Genomic DNA, 16,615 nt, shown 5'->3' on the forward strand with positions numbered 1-16,615 from the left:
CGACGGCTTCGACACCAAAGCGGCCGAGCAGCTGCGCGAGGATCAGTGTGTGGCTGCCGATGCCCTGCGGAACCGCTGTCAGTGGCCTGACGTCCTACGCGGCGTGGTGGACGAGCGGACAGCGTGCTCGGCACCTGCCAAGGCGCAAGGGGGCGACTGACCGTGAGTCGGTGGCGCGTCTGACCGAGCCTCAGCGCGGCCCCTCGATCAGCGCGAAGCGGGCACCCTCGGGATCGGTCACGGTGGCCACGCGCCCGTACGTGCTGTCCTGGGCCGGCCCGAGGACGTGCCCGCCCAGGTCGGTGACGAGCGCGAGTGCCGCGTCCGCGTCGGCCACCTCGAAGTACGTCACCCAGTGCGGTCCCCGGTCCCGGGCCAGGGCACTGCCCACCCCGTGGATGCCGGCGACCGGGTGCCCGCCGATGTGCAGGGTCACGTAGTCGAAGTCGGCGGACACCTCCGCCTCCTGTGTGTAGCCGAACACCGTCTCGTAGAACTTGGCGACACTCGCGGTCTCGAAGGTCACCAGCTCGTTCCAGGCGGGGGTGCCGGGCACCCCGGTGATGTTCGTGCCGCGATGGGCCGCCGCCTGCCAGATGCCGAAGACGGCGCCGGAGGGATCGGAACCGATCGCGAGCCGCCCGGCCTCGGCGGCGTCCAGGGGGCCGACCCCGATGGTGCCGCCGCACAGCCGCACCGTCTCGGCACTCACGTCCACGTCGTCGGAGGCGAGGTACGGCGTCCAGGCGACCGGGAGATGGCGGTCCGGGGGCAGTTGGCCGATCCCGGCGACCTCACGGCCGTCGAGGAGGGCCCGTACGTAGGGGCCGAGCTGCTGCGGACCGGGTTGGAATTCCCAGCCGAAGAGCGCGCCGTAGAACTCCTGCGTGGCCGTCAACCCATGCACCATCAGACTCACCCAACAGGGTGTACCGGGCGCGTACCGGGCCTGCGCTGCGCCGCTCGGGCCGGCCGACCCACGTGCCTCGGTCATCGTCCCTCTCTCCCCGGCCCCTCGCGGTGGCCGTGTCGCTTCCGCCCTCGGAGGATGCCTGATGGGGGGGTTCTCAGCGGTTTACACGCGGTTGTCACCGTATGTCGCTCACCTGTACGGCATGTGCTCGATCCCGTACGCCGCGTGATCGAACCTGTCCGGCCGAGCAGAGTAGCCGGAGCTGAGCGTGGGGGCCACCCCCGTGCGCGAGGATGGGGACCATGAACGCCATCATCACCGCAACCGAACTCGCCGGCGACCTGGCGGGGGAGAACCCGCCCGTCGTCCTCGACGTCCGCTGGCAGCTCACCGTGGCGAAGGCGGCGGGCGAGCCGCCCTTCGACGGCCGGGCCGCCTACGCGGCCGGACATGTGCCCGGCGCGGTCTACGTCGACCTCGACCGCGAGCTCGCGGGCGCGGACGGCGCGGCCGGCCGCCATCCGCTGCCCGACCTGGCGGAGTTCGGCGCGGCGATGCGCCGGGCGGGTGTGTCGGCCGTCCGGCCGGTCGTCGTGTACGACGGTGGGCAGGGCTGGGCCGCCGCTCGCGCGTGGTGGCTGCTGCGCTGGACGGGTCACCCGGACGTACGGGTCCTCGACGGTGGGCTGCCGCAGTGGCGGGGGGAGCTCTCGACCGACGTCCCCGCGCGCGTGGAGGGCGACTTCGCGCCGGTGGCGGGCGCCGCGGGCCTGCTCGACGCGGACGGCGCCGCCGAACGGGCACGCTCCGGGGTGCTGTTCGACGCGCGCGCGGGGGAGCGGTACCGGGGCGAGGTCGAGCCGATCGACCGGGTCGGCGGGCACATCCCGGGCGCGGTGTCGGCGCCCACCACCGACAACGTGGCCCCCGACGGCCGGTTCCTGCCCGCCGAGGAGCTGCACGACCGCTTCAAGGCGCTGGGCGCGTCCGACGGCACCGAGGTGGGTGTGTACTGCGGCTCGGGTGTCTCCGGCGCCCATGAGGTGCTGGCGCTGGCTGTGGCGGGCATCCCGGCGGCGCTGTACGTGGGGTCCTGGTCGGAGTGGTCCTCCGACCCGTCCCGGCCGGTCGCGGTGGGCCCCGACCCGCAGTGACCTGCCTCGCATCCGGGCATTCGGAAGGGCCGCACCGAGCAGGTGCGGCCCTTCCGTACGTATGCATCGTCGTGCGAACCGATTTATCTGAACCGGCGGGTGCCGGGACCGAGTTGCCGTACGGCGTCCCGGTCCCGTCACTCCTGTTTCTTGCGGCGCGTCCCGAACACGATCTCGTCCCAGCTCGGCACGGCGGCCCGGCGGCCCGGACGGACCCCGTCCGCCTCGGCCTGCCGGTCGGTGGCGCCGATCAGCCGGTCGCGGTGGCTGCCCACCGAGCGCGGCATCAGGACGTCCGCGTAGGCGGAGCCGGCGGAGGCGGCGGGCGCCGGGGGCTCCTCGGCCTCCGGCTCCTGCTCCTCGGGCTCCTCCGCGGGCTCGGCGGGGCGCTCCGGGACGACCATGTCGCCCCGGAAGCTCGGGACCGCCTCCAGCAAGCTGGTCAGCGAGTCCCGCTCCCGCTCGCCGATGCTCTCCTCGGCCGGTTCGGACGGCTGGGCCGGCAGGCTCGGGCGCTCCAGCGCACGGTCCATCGAACGGTCGCGCGGCAGCCGCGCGATGCGTGGGACGAACGGAAAGCTGGGCTCCGGGGCGGCGAGGTCGTCGGACTCGCCGATCAGCGAGCGCGCCTCGTCGTCGACGGCCTGGACCAGCCGCCGGGGCGGGTCGTAGGTCCAGCTCGCCGAGTGCGGTTCGCCCGCGACGCAGTAGACGAGCAGGACCTCCCAGGTGCCGTCGTCGCGGCGCCAGGAGTCCCACTGGACGGTGTCCTTCTCGGCGCCGCGCAGCAGCAGCCGCTCCTGGACGGCCTCGCCGAGCTGGGGCCCCGCGGCGTTCTCACCGGGCCTGCGGACGGGTGTCTTGCGGGCCCGCTCGGCCATGAAGGCGCGCTCGGCCAGCACGGGACCCTCGAAGCGGCGGACGCGGTCGACGGGGATGCCCGCCATCTGCGCGACCTCTTCCGCGGTCGCACCGGCTCGTATACGCGCCTGGATGTCTCGGGGGCGGAGATGGCTCTCCACCTCGATCTCGATCTGGCCGAGGCGGGGACGGTCGCCGCGCACGGCGGCGCGCAGCCGCTCGTCGATCGGAAGCGTGTACTCCGTGCTGTCCGCAGCCTTCAGCACCAGCCGTGTGCCGTCATTCGAGACGGCCACGACACGCAGTTCGGGCATGGGGACCTCCCGGGTGGTGCCTGCCGACGTCACGTGCGTCGCTGCTTCCGCTAGTCGAGTGTGGCCTGCCCGGGTGCAGCCTGCCACAACCTTGCCGAGTTGCCCGGCGTGTCGGGCACGGGCCCTGGATCGCCGTTATGGCACGGTTACCTATTCGCCACGCTAAGTGACCGAAGTCGTCACCCTGTGCAACTAGTCCCCTCCCGGCGGTCCAGCAAGGCCCGGGCACCCTGTGGGGAGCCCAGGCCCAAGGCTCGCAACAGTACTCCATTTGGGCCACGTGCGTGGATTGGCGCGCCGCTCAACTTCTGGCAAGAGGTGCGACTTGGCCGTCCGTTACGCGCTTTCTGTGATCTTGAAAGTGGCGCACTTCACGCATTCCCCCGAATCGGAACCATCGGGTTCGCATCATGCGTTTCCGCCACGGCGTCGGGACCCGGCTACGCCCCGAGAACCCTCCGGAGGTAGTCGTTCTGGAACAGGCGGTGGGGGTCCAGTCGGTCGCGCAGCGTGGTGAACTCACCGAAACGCGGATAGACCCGTGCGAAGTACTCCGCGTCGCGCGTGTGCACCTTGCCCCAGTGCGGCCGGCCCTCGTGCCCGGTGAAGATCCGCTCGGCGGCCGTGAAGTACCCCTGGTACGCCGTCCCCTTGACCATGTGGACGGCGATGTACGCGCTGTCGCGACCGGAGGCGGTGGACAGCGTGATGTCGTCGGCCGGCGCGGTGCGCACCTCGACGGGGAAACTGACCCTGAGGTCGGAGCGGTCGACCATCGCCTTCAGCTCGCGCAGCACCTCGGTGACGGCCGCGCGCGGGACGGCGTACTCCATCTCCACGAAGCGCACCCGGCGCGGAGACGTGAAGACCTTGTAGGGAACGTCGGTGTAGGTGCGCGCGGACAGGGCCTTGCTGGAGACCTGGGCGATCGTCGGGATCGTCGCCGGCACCGCCCGGCCGACCCACTGCGCCACCTGGAACACGCCGTTGGAGAGGAACTCGTCCTCGATCCAGCCCGAGATCTGGCTCACCGGCTTGCGCGGGCCCGCGCTGCGGTTGTTGCGCTTGGTGTTGGTGTTCCCGGTGTGCGGGAACCAGTAGAACTCGAAGTGCTCGTTCTCGGCCCACAGCTCGTCGAAGTCGGCGAGGACCTTGTCGAACGTCATCGGCTCCTCGCGCGCGGTGAGGAGGAAGACCGGCTCCACGGCGAAGGTGATCGCGGTGACGACGCCGAGCGCGCCGAGGCCGATCCGGGCGGCCGCGAAGACCTCCGGGTTCTCCTTCTCCGAACAGCTGAGCACCGAGCCGTCCGCCGTCACCAGTTCCAGGCCCTTGATCTGCGCGGCGATCGAGCCGGAGTCGCGGCCGGTGCCGTGGGTGCCGGTGCTGGTGGCCCCGGAGACCGTCTGCTCCATGATGTCGCCCATGTTGGTGAGCGAGAGGCCCTCGCGCGCCAGCGCCATGTTGAGTCTCTTGAGCGGGGTACCGGCCTCGACCGTGACGGTCATGGTGTCACGATCGATCTTGCGGATGCCGGTCAACAGTTGAGGGCGGATCAACACACCGTCCGTGGCGGCGATCGACGTGAAGGAATGGCCGGTACCGACCGCCTTCACCTTCAGACCGTCCTCGGCCGCCCGGCGCACCGCCGCGGCCAGCTCGTCGACGGAGGCGGGCATGACCTCCCGCGCGGGACGGGCGGTCACATTGCCGCCCCAGTTACGCCACGTGCCGTTCTTCCCGCTCGTTGTGGTGCTCAAGGGTGCCTCCCCGACCCGGAGCCGGCCTGCCGAGCCGGCGGTACCCGAGGAAACCGACCGCGACCGCGACGGCCCCGGACACCGCCGGAACCCCGTACCCGGCCTGTGCCCCGGCCGCGTCGATGACCCAGCCGGCGATGGAGGAGCCGAGCGCCACCCCGACCGCGAGCCCGGTGCTGATCCAGGTCATTCCCTCGGTCAATTGTGCGCGTGGTACGTGCTCTTCGATGAGGGACATGGTGGTGATCATCGTCGGAGCGATGGCCAGTCCCGCAGCGAACAGCGCCACGGCCAGAAACGGCAAGTTTCCGACCAGTAGGAGGGGGATCATACTCACGGCCATCATGAACACGCCCAGCAGCCAGCGCTTTTCCGGCGCCCCCTTGAGCCGCAGCAGGCCGAAGACGAGCCCGGCGACACAGGAACCGGCCGCGTAGAGCGCCAGCACCACGCTCGCGGCGCCCTTGTGGCCCCGCTCGTCCGCGAAGGCGACCGTCACCACGTCCACCGCCCCGAAGATCGTGCCGGTCGCCACGAACGTCGTCACCAGGACCTGAAGACCGGGCGAGCGCAGGGCGCTGCCGCCGCCGCGCTGCTCGCGCGGGTGCGGCACGGGCTCCGTGGCCCGCTGCGCCGTCAGCCAGAAGACCCCGACCGCGAGGAAGCAGGCCGCCAGCAGCGGGCCCGCCTCCGGGAACCAGACCGTGGACAGACCGATCGAGATGATCGGCCCGAAGATGAAGCACACCTCGTCCACCACGGACTCGAAGGAGTACGCCGTGTGCAGCTGCGGGGTGCCCCGGTACAGGGCCGCCCAGCGGGCCCTGACCATCGCGCCGAGACTCGGCACCGCGCCGATGCCCGCGGCGCACACGAACAGCACCCAGTCCGGCCACCGCAGGCGTGCGGCCAGCAGCAGCCCGGCAGCCGCGGTCAGCGCGAACAGCGTCGCGGGGCGCAGCACCCGGCGCTGGCCGTACTGGTCCACCAGGCGGGATATCCGGGGCCCGGCCACCGCGGCCGCCAGCGCGACGGTCGCCGACAGCGCGCCCGCGAGGCCGTAGCGTCCGGTGAGCTGGGAGATCATCGTGACCACGCCGATGCCCATCATCGACAGCGGCATCCGGCCGAGGAACCCCGCGGCGGAGAAGCCCTTGGAGCCGGGGGCGGCGAACAGGGCGCGGTAGGGGCTGGGCACGGTGTCTCCGGTCGGTCCGGTCACGCGCGCGTGGCGGCTCCGCGCGGCGAGAAATGAGAAGCGGCTCGTCGGTGCGTGCCCGGTAACGCTCGGTAAGGCGTGAAGGCAGCCCATACAGCTTACGAGTTAGGCAACCCTAATGCACCGGCGCGCACGCCCCGCGCGAGCGCCCCCGGTACGGCCCCCGGTACGACCCCGTTACGTCACCGCCGTTTCCCGGCTGTCGCAGGCGGGTGGCAGGATCGGACCCATGCCAGACGCGCTCGATGCCACCCCCTACGACGCCCTGCTCCTGCTCTCCTTCGGCGGCCCGGAAGGCCCGGACGACGTGGTCCCGTTCCTGGAGAACGTGACCCGCGGGCGCGGCATCCCGAAGGAACGCCTCAAGGAGGTCGGGCAGCACTACTTCCTGTTCGGCGGGGTCAGCCCCATCAACGACCAGAACCGCGCCCTCCTGGACGCCCTGCGCAAGGACTTCGCCGACCACGGCCTGGACCTGCCGGTCTACTGGGGCAACCGCAACTGGGCCCCCTACCTCACCGACACCCTGCGCGAGATGGTCGCGGACGGCCGCCGCCGCATCCTCGTCCTCGCCACCAGCGCCTACGCCTCCTACTCGGGCTGCCGCCAGTACCGCGAGAACCTCGCCGACTCGCTGGCCGCCCTCCAGGCCGAGGGCCTGCCGCTGCCCGAGATCGACAAACTGCGGCACTACTTCAACCACCCGGGCTTCCTGGAGCCCATGATCGACGGTGTCGTGCGGTCCCTCGCCGACCTCCCCGAGAACCTCCGCGACGGCGCCCACATCGCGTTCTCCACCCACTCGATCCCCGACGCCTCGGCCGACACCTCCGGCCCCGTGGAGGACCACGGCGACGGCGGCGCGTACGTGAAGCAGCACCTGGACGTGGCCCGCCTGGTCGCCGACGCCGTCCGCGACCGCACCGGCGTCGACCATCCCTGGCAGCTCGTCTACCAGTCCCGCTCCGGCGCCCCGCACATCCCGTGGCTGGAGCCCGACATCTGCGACCACCTCGAGGAACGCCACGCGGCCGGCGTCCCCGCGGTCGTGATGGCCCCCATCGGCTTCGTCTCCGACCACATGGAGGTCCTCTACGACCTCGACACCGAGGCCACGGCCAAGGCCGCGGAACTGGGCCTGCCGGTGCGCCGCTCGGCCACCGTCGGCGCCGACCCGAGGTTCGCCGCGGCCGTCCGCGAGCTGGTCCTGGAGCGCGCCGCCGCCGAGACCGGCCGGCCGGTCACCCCGTGCGCCCTGGGCGCGCTCGGGGCGAGCCACGACCTGTGCCCCGTCGGGTGCTGCCCGGCCCGCGCGCCCCGGCCGGCCGCCGCCGGCGCCGACAGCCCCTACGCGTGAGGAACCCCGTGACCGACCCCCTGCATCCGGAGCTGCTCGCCCTCGCCCGGGAGGCCGCCCGCCGGGCCGGCGAGCTGCTGCGGGACGGCCGCCCGGCCGACCTCGCGGTGGCCGCCACCAAGTCGAGCCCGATCGACGTGGTCACCGAGATGGACATCGCCGCCGAGAAGCTGATCACCGGCCTGATCTCCGAGCACCGCCCCGACGACGGCTTCCTCGGCGAGGAGGGCGCCGCCAGCCCGGGCAGCACCGGCATCCGCTGGGTGATCGACCCCCTCGACGGCACGGTCAACTACCTCTACGGCCTGCCCACCTGGGCCGTCTCCATCGCGGCCGAGCAGGACGGCGAGACCGTCGTCGGGGTCGTGGAGATCCCGATGCGCGGGGAGTCGTACCACGCCGTACGCGGTCGGGGCGCCCGCGCGACCGGCGCCTGGGAGGGCGAGCGGGAGCTGTCCTGCCGTGCCCCGGCCCCGCTCGACCAGGCCCTGGTCTCCACCGGCTTCAACTACGTCACCGAGGTCCGCACCCACCAGGCCGAGGTGGCCCGGCGGATCGTCCCGCTGCTGCGGGACATCCGGCGCAGCGGGTCGGCCGCCGTGGACCTGGCCGACGTGGCCGCCGGCCGCCTCGACGGCTACTACGAGCGCGGTCTGCACCCGTGGGACCTCGCGGCGGGCGACCTGATCGCCCGGGAGGCGGGCGCGCTGACCGGAGGACGCCCCGGAGAGCGCCCCTCACGTGATCTGGCGATCGCCGCCGCCCCGGCCGTCTTCGAGCCCCTCCAGCGACTCCTGGAGGACTTCGGCGCCTGGCACGACTGAGGCCCGGAGTGCGCACGCGAAGGGGCCCCGGCGCTGGATTCGCCGGGGCCCCTCCGTCACGCGTACGAACGACGCGTACCAACCGCTCAGACGCTTGTCGCGCCGACCTCCACACCATGTTCGGCGGCGAGGCGGCGCAGGTCGTCGAGCTCTGCCTGCTCCACCTCGACGAGGAAGTCGTCGCCCTCGTCGAGAGCCCTGGTCAGATCGGACTCGGTCGCCCTTATGCGCTGCAGAAGTCCTGCGGTGAATGCGTCCATGCTGCGCCCCCTCGTCCTGGGTCGTGGGTCGATGGCACGGGGGTGTGCCGGTTCGGGAAGGGGCGATCACGTCTCCAGTAGGTGCCCAGCGCTGCCCTGCCGGGCGGCGACGGTGCCGGACACCCACGCCCGCTCTGCGGCAAGCGGATCGCGGAGTACCACATGGTGTTGTGGCACATGCAGAGCGTGATCGCGGGGTGTAAAGCCGTCCTCCCCCCGCTCCCTTCCACGGAAACCTCAACCCCACGAGAAAATTTCGCATTCCCGGGGTTCATACCTGTCCTTCATCGCGCCCTCACCGTCTTACCGCCGACTTATGGCCGAAAAGGGCAGGATGGAAGCACACACCCACCAGGACCCCTGCCCACGCGCGCTCACGGAGCGCTACGCGGGTGGACACAGGAAGGACAAGCGACGTGCGCGTACTCGTCGTCGAGGACGAGCAGCTGCTCGCCGATGCGGTGGCCACCGGACTGCGCCGGGAGGCCATGGCCGTCGACGTCGTGTACGACGGTGCGGCCGCCCTGGAGCGCATCGGCGTCAACGACTACGACGTGGTCGTCCTCGACCGCGACCTCCCGCTCGTGCACGGCGACGACGTCTGCCGCAAGATCGTCGAGCTCGGCATGCCCACGCGCGTGCTGATGCTCACGGCCTCCGGCGACGTCAGCGACCGCGTCGAGGGCCTGGAGATCGGCGCGGACGACTACCTCCCCAAGCCCTTCGCCTTCAGCGAGCTCATCGCACGCGTGCGTGCCCTCGGCCGGCGCACCAGCGTGCCGCTGCCGCCCGTCCTGGAGCGCGCCGGCATCAAGCTCGACCCGAACCGCCGCGAGGTCTTCCGCGACGGCAAGGAGGTCCAGCTCGCGCCCAAGGAGTTCGCCGTCCTGGAGGTCCTGATGCGCAGCGAGGGCGCCGTCGTCTCCGCGGAACAGCTCCTGGAGAAGGCGTGGGACGAGAACACCGACCCGTTCACCAACGTCGTCCGCGTGACCGTCATGACCCTGCGCCGCAAGCTCGGCGAACCCCCGGTGATCGTCACCGTCCCCGGCTCCGGCTACCGGATCTGACGGCCGTGGCCGCCGCACCGGCGCCTCCCCAGGCGCCCCCGAAGCCCACCTGGGACCCCAGGAGGCCGCAGGCCCCCTTCCCCTGGCTGCGCCCCACCATCCGGATACGCCTCACCCTGCTGTACGGCGGCATGTTCCTGATCGCCGGCATCCTGCTGCTGTCGATCATCTACCTGCTGGCCGCGCAGGCCATCAGCACGGGCAACCAGCCGCCGTTCAAGATCGTGAGCGCCAGCAACGAGATCAAGGTCGCCAGCGCCGACTGCCCCGCGGTCAACAACGCCACCGGTCTGACGCTCACCCAGTTCAACTCGGCGATCAGCGACTGCATCGACCACTCGCGCCAGGCCGCCCTGGACAACCTCCTCAGCCGCTCGCTGCTCGCCCTGCTGGGCCTCGCCGTGATCGCCTTCGCCTTCGGCTACGCCATGGCCGGGCGGGTCCTGTCGCCGCTCGGGCGGATCACCCGCACCGCGCGCGCCGTGGCCGGCTCGGACCTCTCCCGCCGGATCGAGCTGGACGGCCCGGACGACGAGTTCAAGGAGCTCGCGGACACCTTCGACGACATGCTGGAGCGCCTCCAGCGGGCCTTCACCGCCCAGCAGCGCTTCGTCGGCAACGCCTCGCACGAACTGCGCACGCCGCTGGCGATCAACCGCACACTGCTCGAGGTGCACCTCTCCGACCCGAACGCGCCCGTGGAGCTGCAACAGCTCGGCAAGACCCTGCTGGCCACCAACGAGCGCAGCGAGCAGCTGGTGGAGGGCCTGCTGCTGCTCGCCCGCAGCGACAACCAGATCGTCGAGCGCAAGCCGGTGGACCTCGCCGAGGTCGCCGAGCAGGCCGTCGACCAGGTGCACGCGGAGGCGGAGGCGAAGGGGGTCGTGATCCGCGGCGAGCAGAAACCCGCGGTCGTCCAGGGCAACGGCGTCCTGCTGGAGCGCATCGCCCTGAACCTGGTGCAGAACGCCGTGCGCTACAACGTCCCGGAGGACGGCTGGGTCGAGGTGACCACCGAGGTCCAGCACGGGCACGCGGTCCTGGTCGTGTCCAACACCGGGCCGGTCGTGCCGGCGTACGAGATCGACAATCTGTTTGAGCCGTTCCGGCGGCTGCGCACGGAGCGCACGGGCAGCGACAAGGGCGTGGGGCTCGGGCTGTCCATCGTGCGGTCCGTGGCCCGGGCGCACGGCGGGCACATCGCGGCCCAGCCACGAGAGGGAGGAGGGCTCGTGATGCGGGTCACCCTGCCCGTCTGAGATCATGTCGCCGACACACGCGGGGATGTTCGCTTTGCGCGGAATTCTCAGGACTCGGCCCTGGCGGTCCCGTGTGTGATCGATCACAAGGGCGAATTTCCGGCCATCTACTCTCCGTGATCATGACGCCTGCCGGAAAGCCCGGAAAATCCGGGTTTTCGGGGGTCCCGATCACGGGAAGTACACGGTGAGACGCCTTTGAAGTGCGGCATCAGGACCGTGTACGGTCCCGATCGCCATCCAAGCCGATCACTCATGAGGAGTCCGGTTGGGTGTCGATTGAGTAACAGACCTTGATGTGAGGCAAAATCTCCGCCTCGAGGCGGGCACAAGTCCGGCCTCTCACGCGTTACGTGCGCTGGAGACACCGCATTCACCCAGAGGGGGAGAGGCGAAATGGCAACCGATTACGACACCCCGCGCAAGACCGACGACGATGTCGACTCCGACAGCCTTGAAGAGCTGAAGGCCCGGCGGAACGACAAGTCCGCCTCCGCCGTGGACGTCGACGAGTTCGAGGCCGCGGAAGGACTGGAGCTCCCTGGAGCGGACCTGTCCAACGAGGAACTGGCCGTCCGGGTCCTTCCGAAGCAGCAGGACGAGTTCACCTGCATGAGCTGCTTCCTGGTGCACCACCGCAGCCAGCTGGCCCGGGAGAAGAACGGTCAGCCGATCTGCCGCGACTGCGACTGAGGCGGGGTCGGCCGTGACTGGCTCGACCCCCTCTCGGAAGCGCCGCTTCCGCAAGCCGGGAGCGGACCAAGGGCCGGCCGACGGCCCTCACGGCGTGCGTGACGACGAGCGAGGCTCATCCGGCAAGGGAGTGGTCCCTGCGGGATCGGCCTCGCTCGGTACAACAGGCGACGGGGCTGACCTCCCGGTGCCTGGGCGAGGATCCGGGCCCGTCGCCTGGCGACGGGCCGCGGTGATCCGCGACAAGGCCAGGGACCTGGCCCGGGAAGGCGTCCGCAAGGGCGGGGACCGTGCCAGGGCCGGTCTGGGCTACCTCGCGGACCGGATCATCGAGATCGCCCCGAGGATCCCCGTACGGGACCTCAGGACGCTCCGCAGACAGTTCCCCGGCCTCGGGCCGGAAGAGCTCGCCGACAAGCTCGTGGCGGGCGCCGCGAACGCCACGTCCACGGTCGGCGCGGGCGTCGGCGCGGCGGCCATGCTGCCCGTGCCGCCCGCGATGCCGACCGAACTGGCCGCGGAGATCACCGGGGTGGCGGCGATCGAGCTGAAGCTCATCGCCGAACTGCACGAGGTGTACGGCCTCAGGCCGCCCGGCAACCTCAAGGACCGCTCCACGGCCTGTCTGCGTGCCTGGTCGGGCGAGCGCGGCATCGACCCGCTCAAACCGTCCTCGGTCAACTCCGCGCTCGGCGGCCAGATGAAACGCGAGCTGCGTCAGCAGATCATGAAACGGCTCGTCCGCGACCTGCCGATGCTGGTGCCGTTCCTGGTGGGCGCCGTGGTGGGCGCCGCCATGAACCGGCGCGACACCAAGAAGCTGGCCGCGAGGATCCGCGCCGATCTGCGCAAGGCCCAGGTGCCCTGGGAGGCCCTGGCGGACCTGCCGCCGCTGGAGAAACCCGAACACCCGCTGGACATGACGGAACTCCCCGGACATCCCAGGGAGCTCGGGTACTGAGCCGGGGCGTCGGGCGTCCTACACCGCGGCCTCCCGCGCCGTCCGCAGCGCCTGCGCCAGCCGCTCCGGCTCCCGCGTCGACAGATACAGGTACGGCGTCGGGTCGTCCGGATCGGTGACCTGGACCTTCAGCGCGGTGGGGATATAGGCGCGCAGCAGCAGGAACGCGCGCACGTCCGCCTTGTACGTGCGCCAGGCGCGTGCCTCCTCCGGGTCCAGGACCTCCGCCTCGCCGAGGGCCGCGACCGGGATCTTCGCCTCGCCGGCGATCAGCGCGTCGCCGACCACCCGGATGCGCACGGATCCGTACGAGCTGGCGGCGACCGCGGCGACCGCGGTGCCGCCGACCAGGCCGCCCAGCAGCGGCAGCGTGCCGAAGGGCAGCAGGATCAGGGCGAAGGAGACGCCCACGAGGAACGAGATCAGCCACCAGGTGCGGGGGGCGGTGAGACGTTCTTCGTAAGGGGTGGCGGAGAGCTGCATGGAGTCAAGCTTGGCACGGTGCCCGGTATTGGCCGACGCGCGGGTAAGGTCTGCGGCTGTGAGTGGTACTTCCGCAGCTCTTCAGCCTCCCGCCGACGCAGTGAAACCCGTTCGGCACCCCGATGCTCCCGTGCCCGGCGAGCTGCTCGGTGCCCACTACGAACAGTGTTTCGGGTGCGGCGACGGCCAGGCGCACGGGCTGCACCTCCAGGCGCGGGCCGGCGAGGGGGTCACCGTCACCGCCGAGTTCACGGTGCAGCCCGCCCACCAGGGGGCTCCGGGGCTCGCGCACGGCGGGGTGCTGGCCACCGCCCTCGACGAGACGCTCGGCTCACTGAACTGGCTGCTGCGCACCATCGCCGTGACCGGCCGGCTGGAGACCGACTTCGTCCGGCCGGTGCCCGTCGGGACCACGCTGTACCTGGAGGCCGAGGTGACGGCGGTGGCCCGGCGGAAGATCTACTCGACGGCCAGCGGACGCATCGGCGGCCCCGAGGGCCCCGTCGCGGTGCGTGCCGACGCGCTCTTCGTCGAGGTCGAGGTGGCGCACTTCGTCCACCACGGCCGCGAGGAGGAGATCCAGGCGGCCATGAGCGACCCCGACCAGGTCCGGCGCGCCCGCGCCTTCGAGGTGAACCCGTGAGCCGTGCCCCCCTGAACGTCCTGATCCGGCGCGTCCACCCCGACGTACCGCTTCCGGCGTACGAGCACCCCGGGGACGCGGGGGCGGATCTGCGGACCACCGAGGCCTGTGAACTGGGGCCCGGTGAGCGGGCCGTACTGCCCACGGGGGTGTCCGTCGCGCTGCCCGAGGGGTACGCGGCCTTCGTGCATCCCCGGTCGGGGCTCGCGGCCCGGTGCGGAGTCGGACTCGTGAATGCCCCGGGGACGGTTGATGCCGGGTACCGTGGGGAGATCAAGGTGATCGTGGTGAATCTCGACCCGCGCGAGTCCGTGCGGTTCGAGCGCTTCGACCGGATTGCCCAACTGGTCGTCCAGCAGGTCGAGAGGGTCCGCTTCCAGGAGGTCGCGGAGCTTCCCGAATCGGCACGGGCCGCGGGGGGCTTCGGGTCCACCGGCGGGCATGCCGCGGTGGGCGATGCAAGCGGTCAGGCCGCTCTGGGCGGCAGTGTGGGTGGGTATCGATACGCTTCGGTCGTATCCGACCGGGAAGGACAGTGACGTGTTCGGACGTCGCAAGAAGAAGGGTGCCGCCGAGGACGCGGCCGGCGAGGCCGAGCAGGTCGTCGACAGTGTCGACACTGAGGCGGACGAAGAGGTAACGGGCGAGCGTGAGCGCGTCCGGCTCGAGCCCGAGCCGCGGCCCGACGGACCCTGGGACAGCTCCGAGGTCCGCGACCCGGCCGAGGGCCGGGTGGACCTGGGCGGTCTGTTCGTGCCGGGCGTCGACGGCATGGAACTGCGTGTCGAGGTCGCGGGTGACGCGATCGTCGCCGCCACCGTCGTCCTGCGCGACAGCGCGGTCCAGCTCCAGGCCTTCGCCGCGCCCAAGCGCGAGGGCATCTGGGGCGAGGTGCGCGAGGAGATCGGTTCGGGCATCACCCAGCAGGGCGGGATCATCGACGAGGTCGAGGGTCCGCTGGGCTGGGAGCTGCGGGCCCAGGTCCCGGTGCAGCTGCCGGACGGCACCGGCGGCTTCCACGTCGTCCGGTTCGTGGGCGTGGACGGCCCCCGCTGGTTCCTGCGCGGAGTGATCTCCGGCCAGGGCGCGGTGCAGCCGCAGGCCGCCGGGCTGCTCGAGCAGATCTTCCGGGACACGGTCGTGGTGCGCGGCGACGGCCCGATGGCGCCGCGCGACCCCATCGTCCTCAAGCTGCCGAACGACGCGCAGATGGTCCCCGAGGGCATCCAGCAGCAGGACGAGGGTTCCCGCTTCTCCGGAGGCATGGGCCAGCTCCAGCGCGGACCGGAGATCACCGAGGTCCGCTGAGCCGAGTGCTCGGCCGGGAAGGCCGAGAAGTCGAGAAGAGCCGCACCCTTCGGGGTGCGGCTTTTTTGCGCCGGTCGGGCGAGTGCGCGTGCGGGGTGGCATGCGGGACCCCTTGACGAGGAATTGGTCTGTACCTACGGTCTCCGCTCACCGCGTCTGTTCATAAAGGCGCTTTCCGTTCACATACAAGAACGAGAGGCTCCCGCGCATGCGCAGAACCGCACTCCTCGCCGCCACCGTCGCCCTCGTCGCCGGCGCGCTCGCCTGGCCGGCCCAGGCCGCCCCCGCCGCCTTCGTCCACCCCGGCGTCACCGTCTCCTCGGCAGAGCTGGACTTCGCCCGCGAGCGGGTGAACGCGGGCGCCCAGCCCTGGAAGGGCGCCTTCGAGCAGATGCTGGCGAGCAAGTACGCCGCCCTGAACCGCACCCCCGCACCCCGCGCGACCGTCGAGTGCGGCTCCTACTCCACCCCGGACAACGGCTGCACCGAAGAACGCCAGGACGCCCTCGCCGCCTACACCGACGCCCTCGCCTGGTACATCACCCGGGACGAGCGGTACGCGAAGAAGGCCATCGAGCTGATGGACGCCTGGTCCGCCGTGATCAAGGACCACACCAACAGCAACGCCCCGCTCCAGACCGGCTGGGCGGGCGCCTCCTGGCCGAAGGCCGCCGAGATCATCAAGTACACCTACCCCGGCGGCTGGGCGAACTCCGGCCGCTTCGCGACCATGCTGCGCACCGTCTACCTGCCCGAGGTCATCAACGGCTCGAACTCCAACGGCAACTGGGAGCTGACCATGACGGAGGCCGCCGTCGGCATCTCCGTCTTCCTCGAGGACAAGGCGTCGTACGACAAGGCCATGGCGAGGTTCCGCACCCGCACCGCCGCCTACGTCTACCTCGCCTCCGACGGGGACCTGCCGAGGACCGTGCCCGGCCAGAACCTGAACACCCGGGACAGGATCGTCGCCTACTGGCAGGGCCAGGGCACCTTCGTCACCGGGCTGACCCAGGAGACCTGCCGCGACCTCACCCACACCGGGTACGGCATCTCCTCGATCTCGCACGTCGCCGAGACGAGCCGGATCCAGGGCGCGGACCTGTACGGCACCGACGTCGGCGAACGGCTGCGCCAGGCCCTCGGATTCCAGGCCAGGTACCAGCTCGGTACGGCCGTGCCGAGCTGGCTGTGCGGCGGCTCCCTGAACCTGGGGCTGGGCCCGGTCACCGAGGTCGGCCACAACGCGCTCCACAACCGGCTGGGCATCGCCATGACCAACACCGAGGCGTTGACCCGGCAGAACCGCCCGGCCGGGACGAACAGCCTGTTCGTGGCCTGGGAGACACTGACGCACGGGGACAATCCCGCGTGACGTGAACCGAAACGGGGGTCTCATCCGATGAAGCGGGTGAGAGGGGGGATGCCGATGTCCGCGTCAGGGTTGTGTCAAAGGCGTCCCCCACCGCGCCGCTCGCCCCTTTTGCCGGACTCGATGGCCGTAGGGTCGACGCTGCGTGGGCAGGAGTCACGGGA

The 16,615-nt window shown here is 71.3% G+C and carries 17 protein-coding genes; 11 read left to right on the top strand and 6 right to left on the bottom strand.

Features of this window, described 5'->3' with window-relative positions; translation table 11 throughout:
• Positions 1-190 precede the first annotated feature (190 nt).
• Positions 191-994, bottom strand: coding sequence for a VOC family protein (locus tag AQJ64_RS00250; protein ID WP_055633550.1), 804 nt, complete (start codon positions 992-994; stop codon positions 191-193).
• 221 nt (positions 995-1,215) lie between these two features.
• On the opposite strand from AQJ64_RS00250, the gene AQJ64_RS00255 reads away from it, so the two are divergent.
• A complete protein-coding gene (locus AQJ64_RS00255; protein ID WP_055633551.1) occupies positions 1,216-2,067 on the top strand; it encodes a sulfurtransferase in 852 nt (283 codons plus the stop codon).
• 137 nt (positions 2,068-2,204) lie between these two features.
• Here AQJ64_RS00255 and sepH read toward each other — a convergent pair whose 3' ends face one another.
• The 3 genes from sepH to AQJ64_RS00270 all read right to left on the bottom strand — a co-directional run bounded on the left by sepH (position 2,205) and on the right by AQJ64_RS00270 (position 6,200).
• Positions 2,205-3,242, bottom strand: a complete 1,038-nt coding sequence (sepH, locus tag AQJ64_RS00260; protein WP_055633552.1) for a septation protein SepH — start codon at positions 3,240-3,242, stop codon at positions 2,205-2,207.
• Positions 3,243-3,682: 440 nt separating this feature from the next.
• Positions 3,683-5,002 carry a D-arabinono-1,4-lactone oxidase gene (locus tag AQJ64_RS00265; RefSeq protein ID WP_055633553.1) on the bottom strand — a complete coding sequence of 440 codons (1,320 nt, stop codon included), beginning with the start codon at positions 5,000-5,002 and terminating at the stop codon, positions 3,683-3,685.
• Entirely contained in the window at positions 4,962-6,200 is a 1,239-nt protein-coding gene (locus tag AQJ64_RS00270) for an MFS transporter (RefSeq protein ID WP_055633572.1), read from the bottom strand. The genes AQJ64_RS00265 and AQJ64_RS00270 overlap by 41 nt, the downstream gene beginning before the upstream one ends.
• 250 nt (positions 6,201-6,450) lie before the next feature.
• On the opposite strand from AQJ64_RS00270, the gene AQJ64_RS00275 reads away from it, so the two are divergent.
• A complete protein-coding gene (locus AQJ64_RS00275) occupies positions 6,451-7,578 on the top strand; it encodes a ferrochelatase (RefSeq protein ID WP_055633554.1) in 1,128 nt (375 codons plus the stop codon).
• 8 nt (positions 7,579-7,586) lie between these two features.
• Complete coding sequence (locus AQJ64_RS00280) at positions 7,587-8,402, top strand: inositol monophosphatase family protein (protein ID WP_055633573.1); 816 nt, start codon at positions 7,587-7,589, stop codon at positions 8,400-8,402.
• A gap of 86 nt (positions 8,403-8,488) precedes the next feature.
• Here the strand turns inward: AQJ64_RS00280 and AQJ64_RS49500 are convergent, their stop codons facing one another.
• Positions 8,489-8,662, bottom strand: a complete 174-nt coding sequence (locus tag AQJ64_RS49500; RefSeq protein ID WP_166663599.1) for a hypothetical protein — start codon at positions 8,660-8,662, stop codon at positions 8,489-8,491.
• A 416-nt stretch (positions 8,663-9,078) separates the two neighbouring features.
• Between AQJ64_RS49500 and AQJ64_RS00285 the strand changes: the two genes are divergently transcribed.
• The 4 genes from AQJ64_RS00285 (at position 9,079) to AQJ64_RS00300 (ending at position 12,645) form a co-directional block, all read left to right on the top strand.
• Entirely contained in the window at positions 9,079-9,732 is a 654-nt protein-coding gene (locus AQJ64_RS00285) for a response regulator transcription factor (protein ID WP_003993508.1), read from the top strand.
• 5 nt (positions 9,733-9,737) lie between these two features.
• Positions 9,738-10,991: a sensor histidine kinase gene (locus AQJ64_RS00290; protein WP_055633555.1), complete on the top strand. Its 1,254-nt coding sequence runs from the start codon at positions 9,738-9,740 to the stop codon at positions 10,989-10,991.
• Between the two features lie 396 nt (positions 10,992-11,387).
• Complete coding sequence (locus tag AQJ64_RS00295) at positions 11,388-11,684, top strand: DUF4193 domain-containing protein (RefSeq protein ID WP_003993510.1); 297 nt, start codon at positions 11,388-11,390, stop codon at positions 11,682-11,684.
• Between the two features lie 13 nt (positions 11,685-11,697).
• On the top strand, positions 11,698-12,645 hold the full coding sequence (locus AQJ64_RS00300; protein WP_079061383.1) for a hypothetical protein: 948 nt from the start codon (positions 11,698-11,700) through the stop codon (positions 12,643-12,645).
• 18 nt (positions 12,646-12,663) lie between these two features.
• Here the strand turns inward: AQJ64_RS00300 and AQJ64_RS00305 are convergent, their stop codons facing one another.
• Positions 12,664-13,128, bottom strand: coding sequence for a DUF3093 domain-containing protein (locus tag AQJ64_RS00305; protein WP_055633557.1), 465 nt, complete (start codon positions 13,126-13,128; stop codon positions 12,664-12,666).
• A gap of 58 nt (positions 13,129-13,186) precedes the next feature.
• Here AQJ64_RS00305 and AQJ64_RS00310 point away from each other — a divergent pair, with 58 nt between their 5' ends.
• From AQJ64_RS00310 to AQJ64_RS00325, 4 genes are all read left to right on the top strand, one after another.
• Positions 13,187-13,771: a PaaI family thioesterase gene (locus tag AQJ64_RS00310; RefSeq protein ID WP_055633558.1), complete on the top strand. Its 585-nt coding sequence runs from the start codon at positions 13,187-13,189 to the stop codon at positions 13,769-13,771.
• Positions 13,768-14,310 (top strand): dUTP diphosphatase, encoded by a 543-nt coding sequence (dut, locus tag AQJ64_RS00315; RefSeq protein ID WP_055633559.1) that lies wholly within the window; start codon positions 13,768-13,770, stop codon positions 14,308-14,310. The genes AQJ64_RS00310 and dut overlap by 4 nt, the downstream gene beginning before the upstream one ends.
• A gap of 1 nt (position 14,311) precedes the next feature.
• The gene (locus tag AQJ64_RS00320) at positions 14,312-15,079 is read left to right on the top strand and encodes a DUF3710 domain-containing protein (RefSeq protein ID WP_055633560.1); all 768 of its coding nucleotides are present in this window, start codon (positions 14,312-14,314) and stop codon (positions 15,077-15,079) included.
• 208 nt (positions 15,080-15,287) lie between these two features.
• On the top strand, positions 15,288-16,454 hold the full coding sequence (locus tag AQJ64_RS00325; protein WP_055633561.1) for an alginate lyase family protein: 1,167 nt from the start codon (positions 15,288-15,290) through the stop codon (positions 16,452-16,454).
• The last annotated feature ends 161 nt before the right edge of the window (positions 16,455-16,615 follow it).

It is taken from the genome of Streptomyces griseoruber (assembly GCF_001514205.1).
Classification (GTDB): Bacteria; Actinomycetota; Actinomycetes; order Streptomycetales; family Streptomycetaceae; genus Streptomyces; species Streptomyces griseoruber.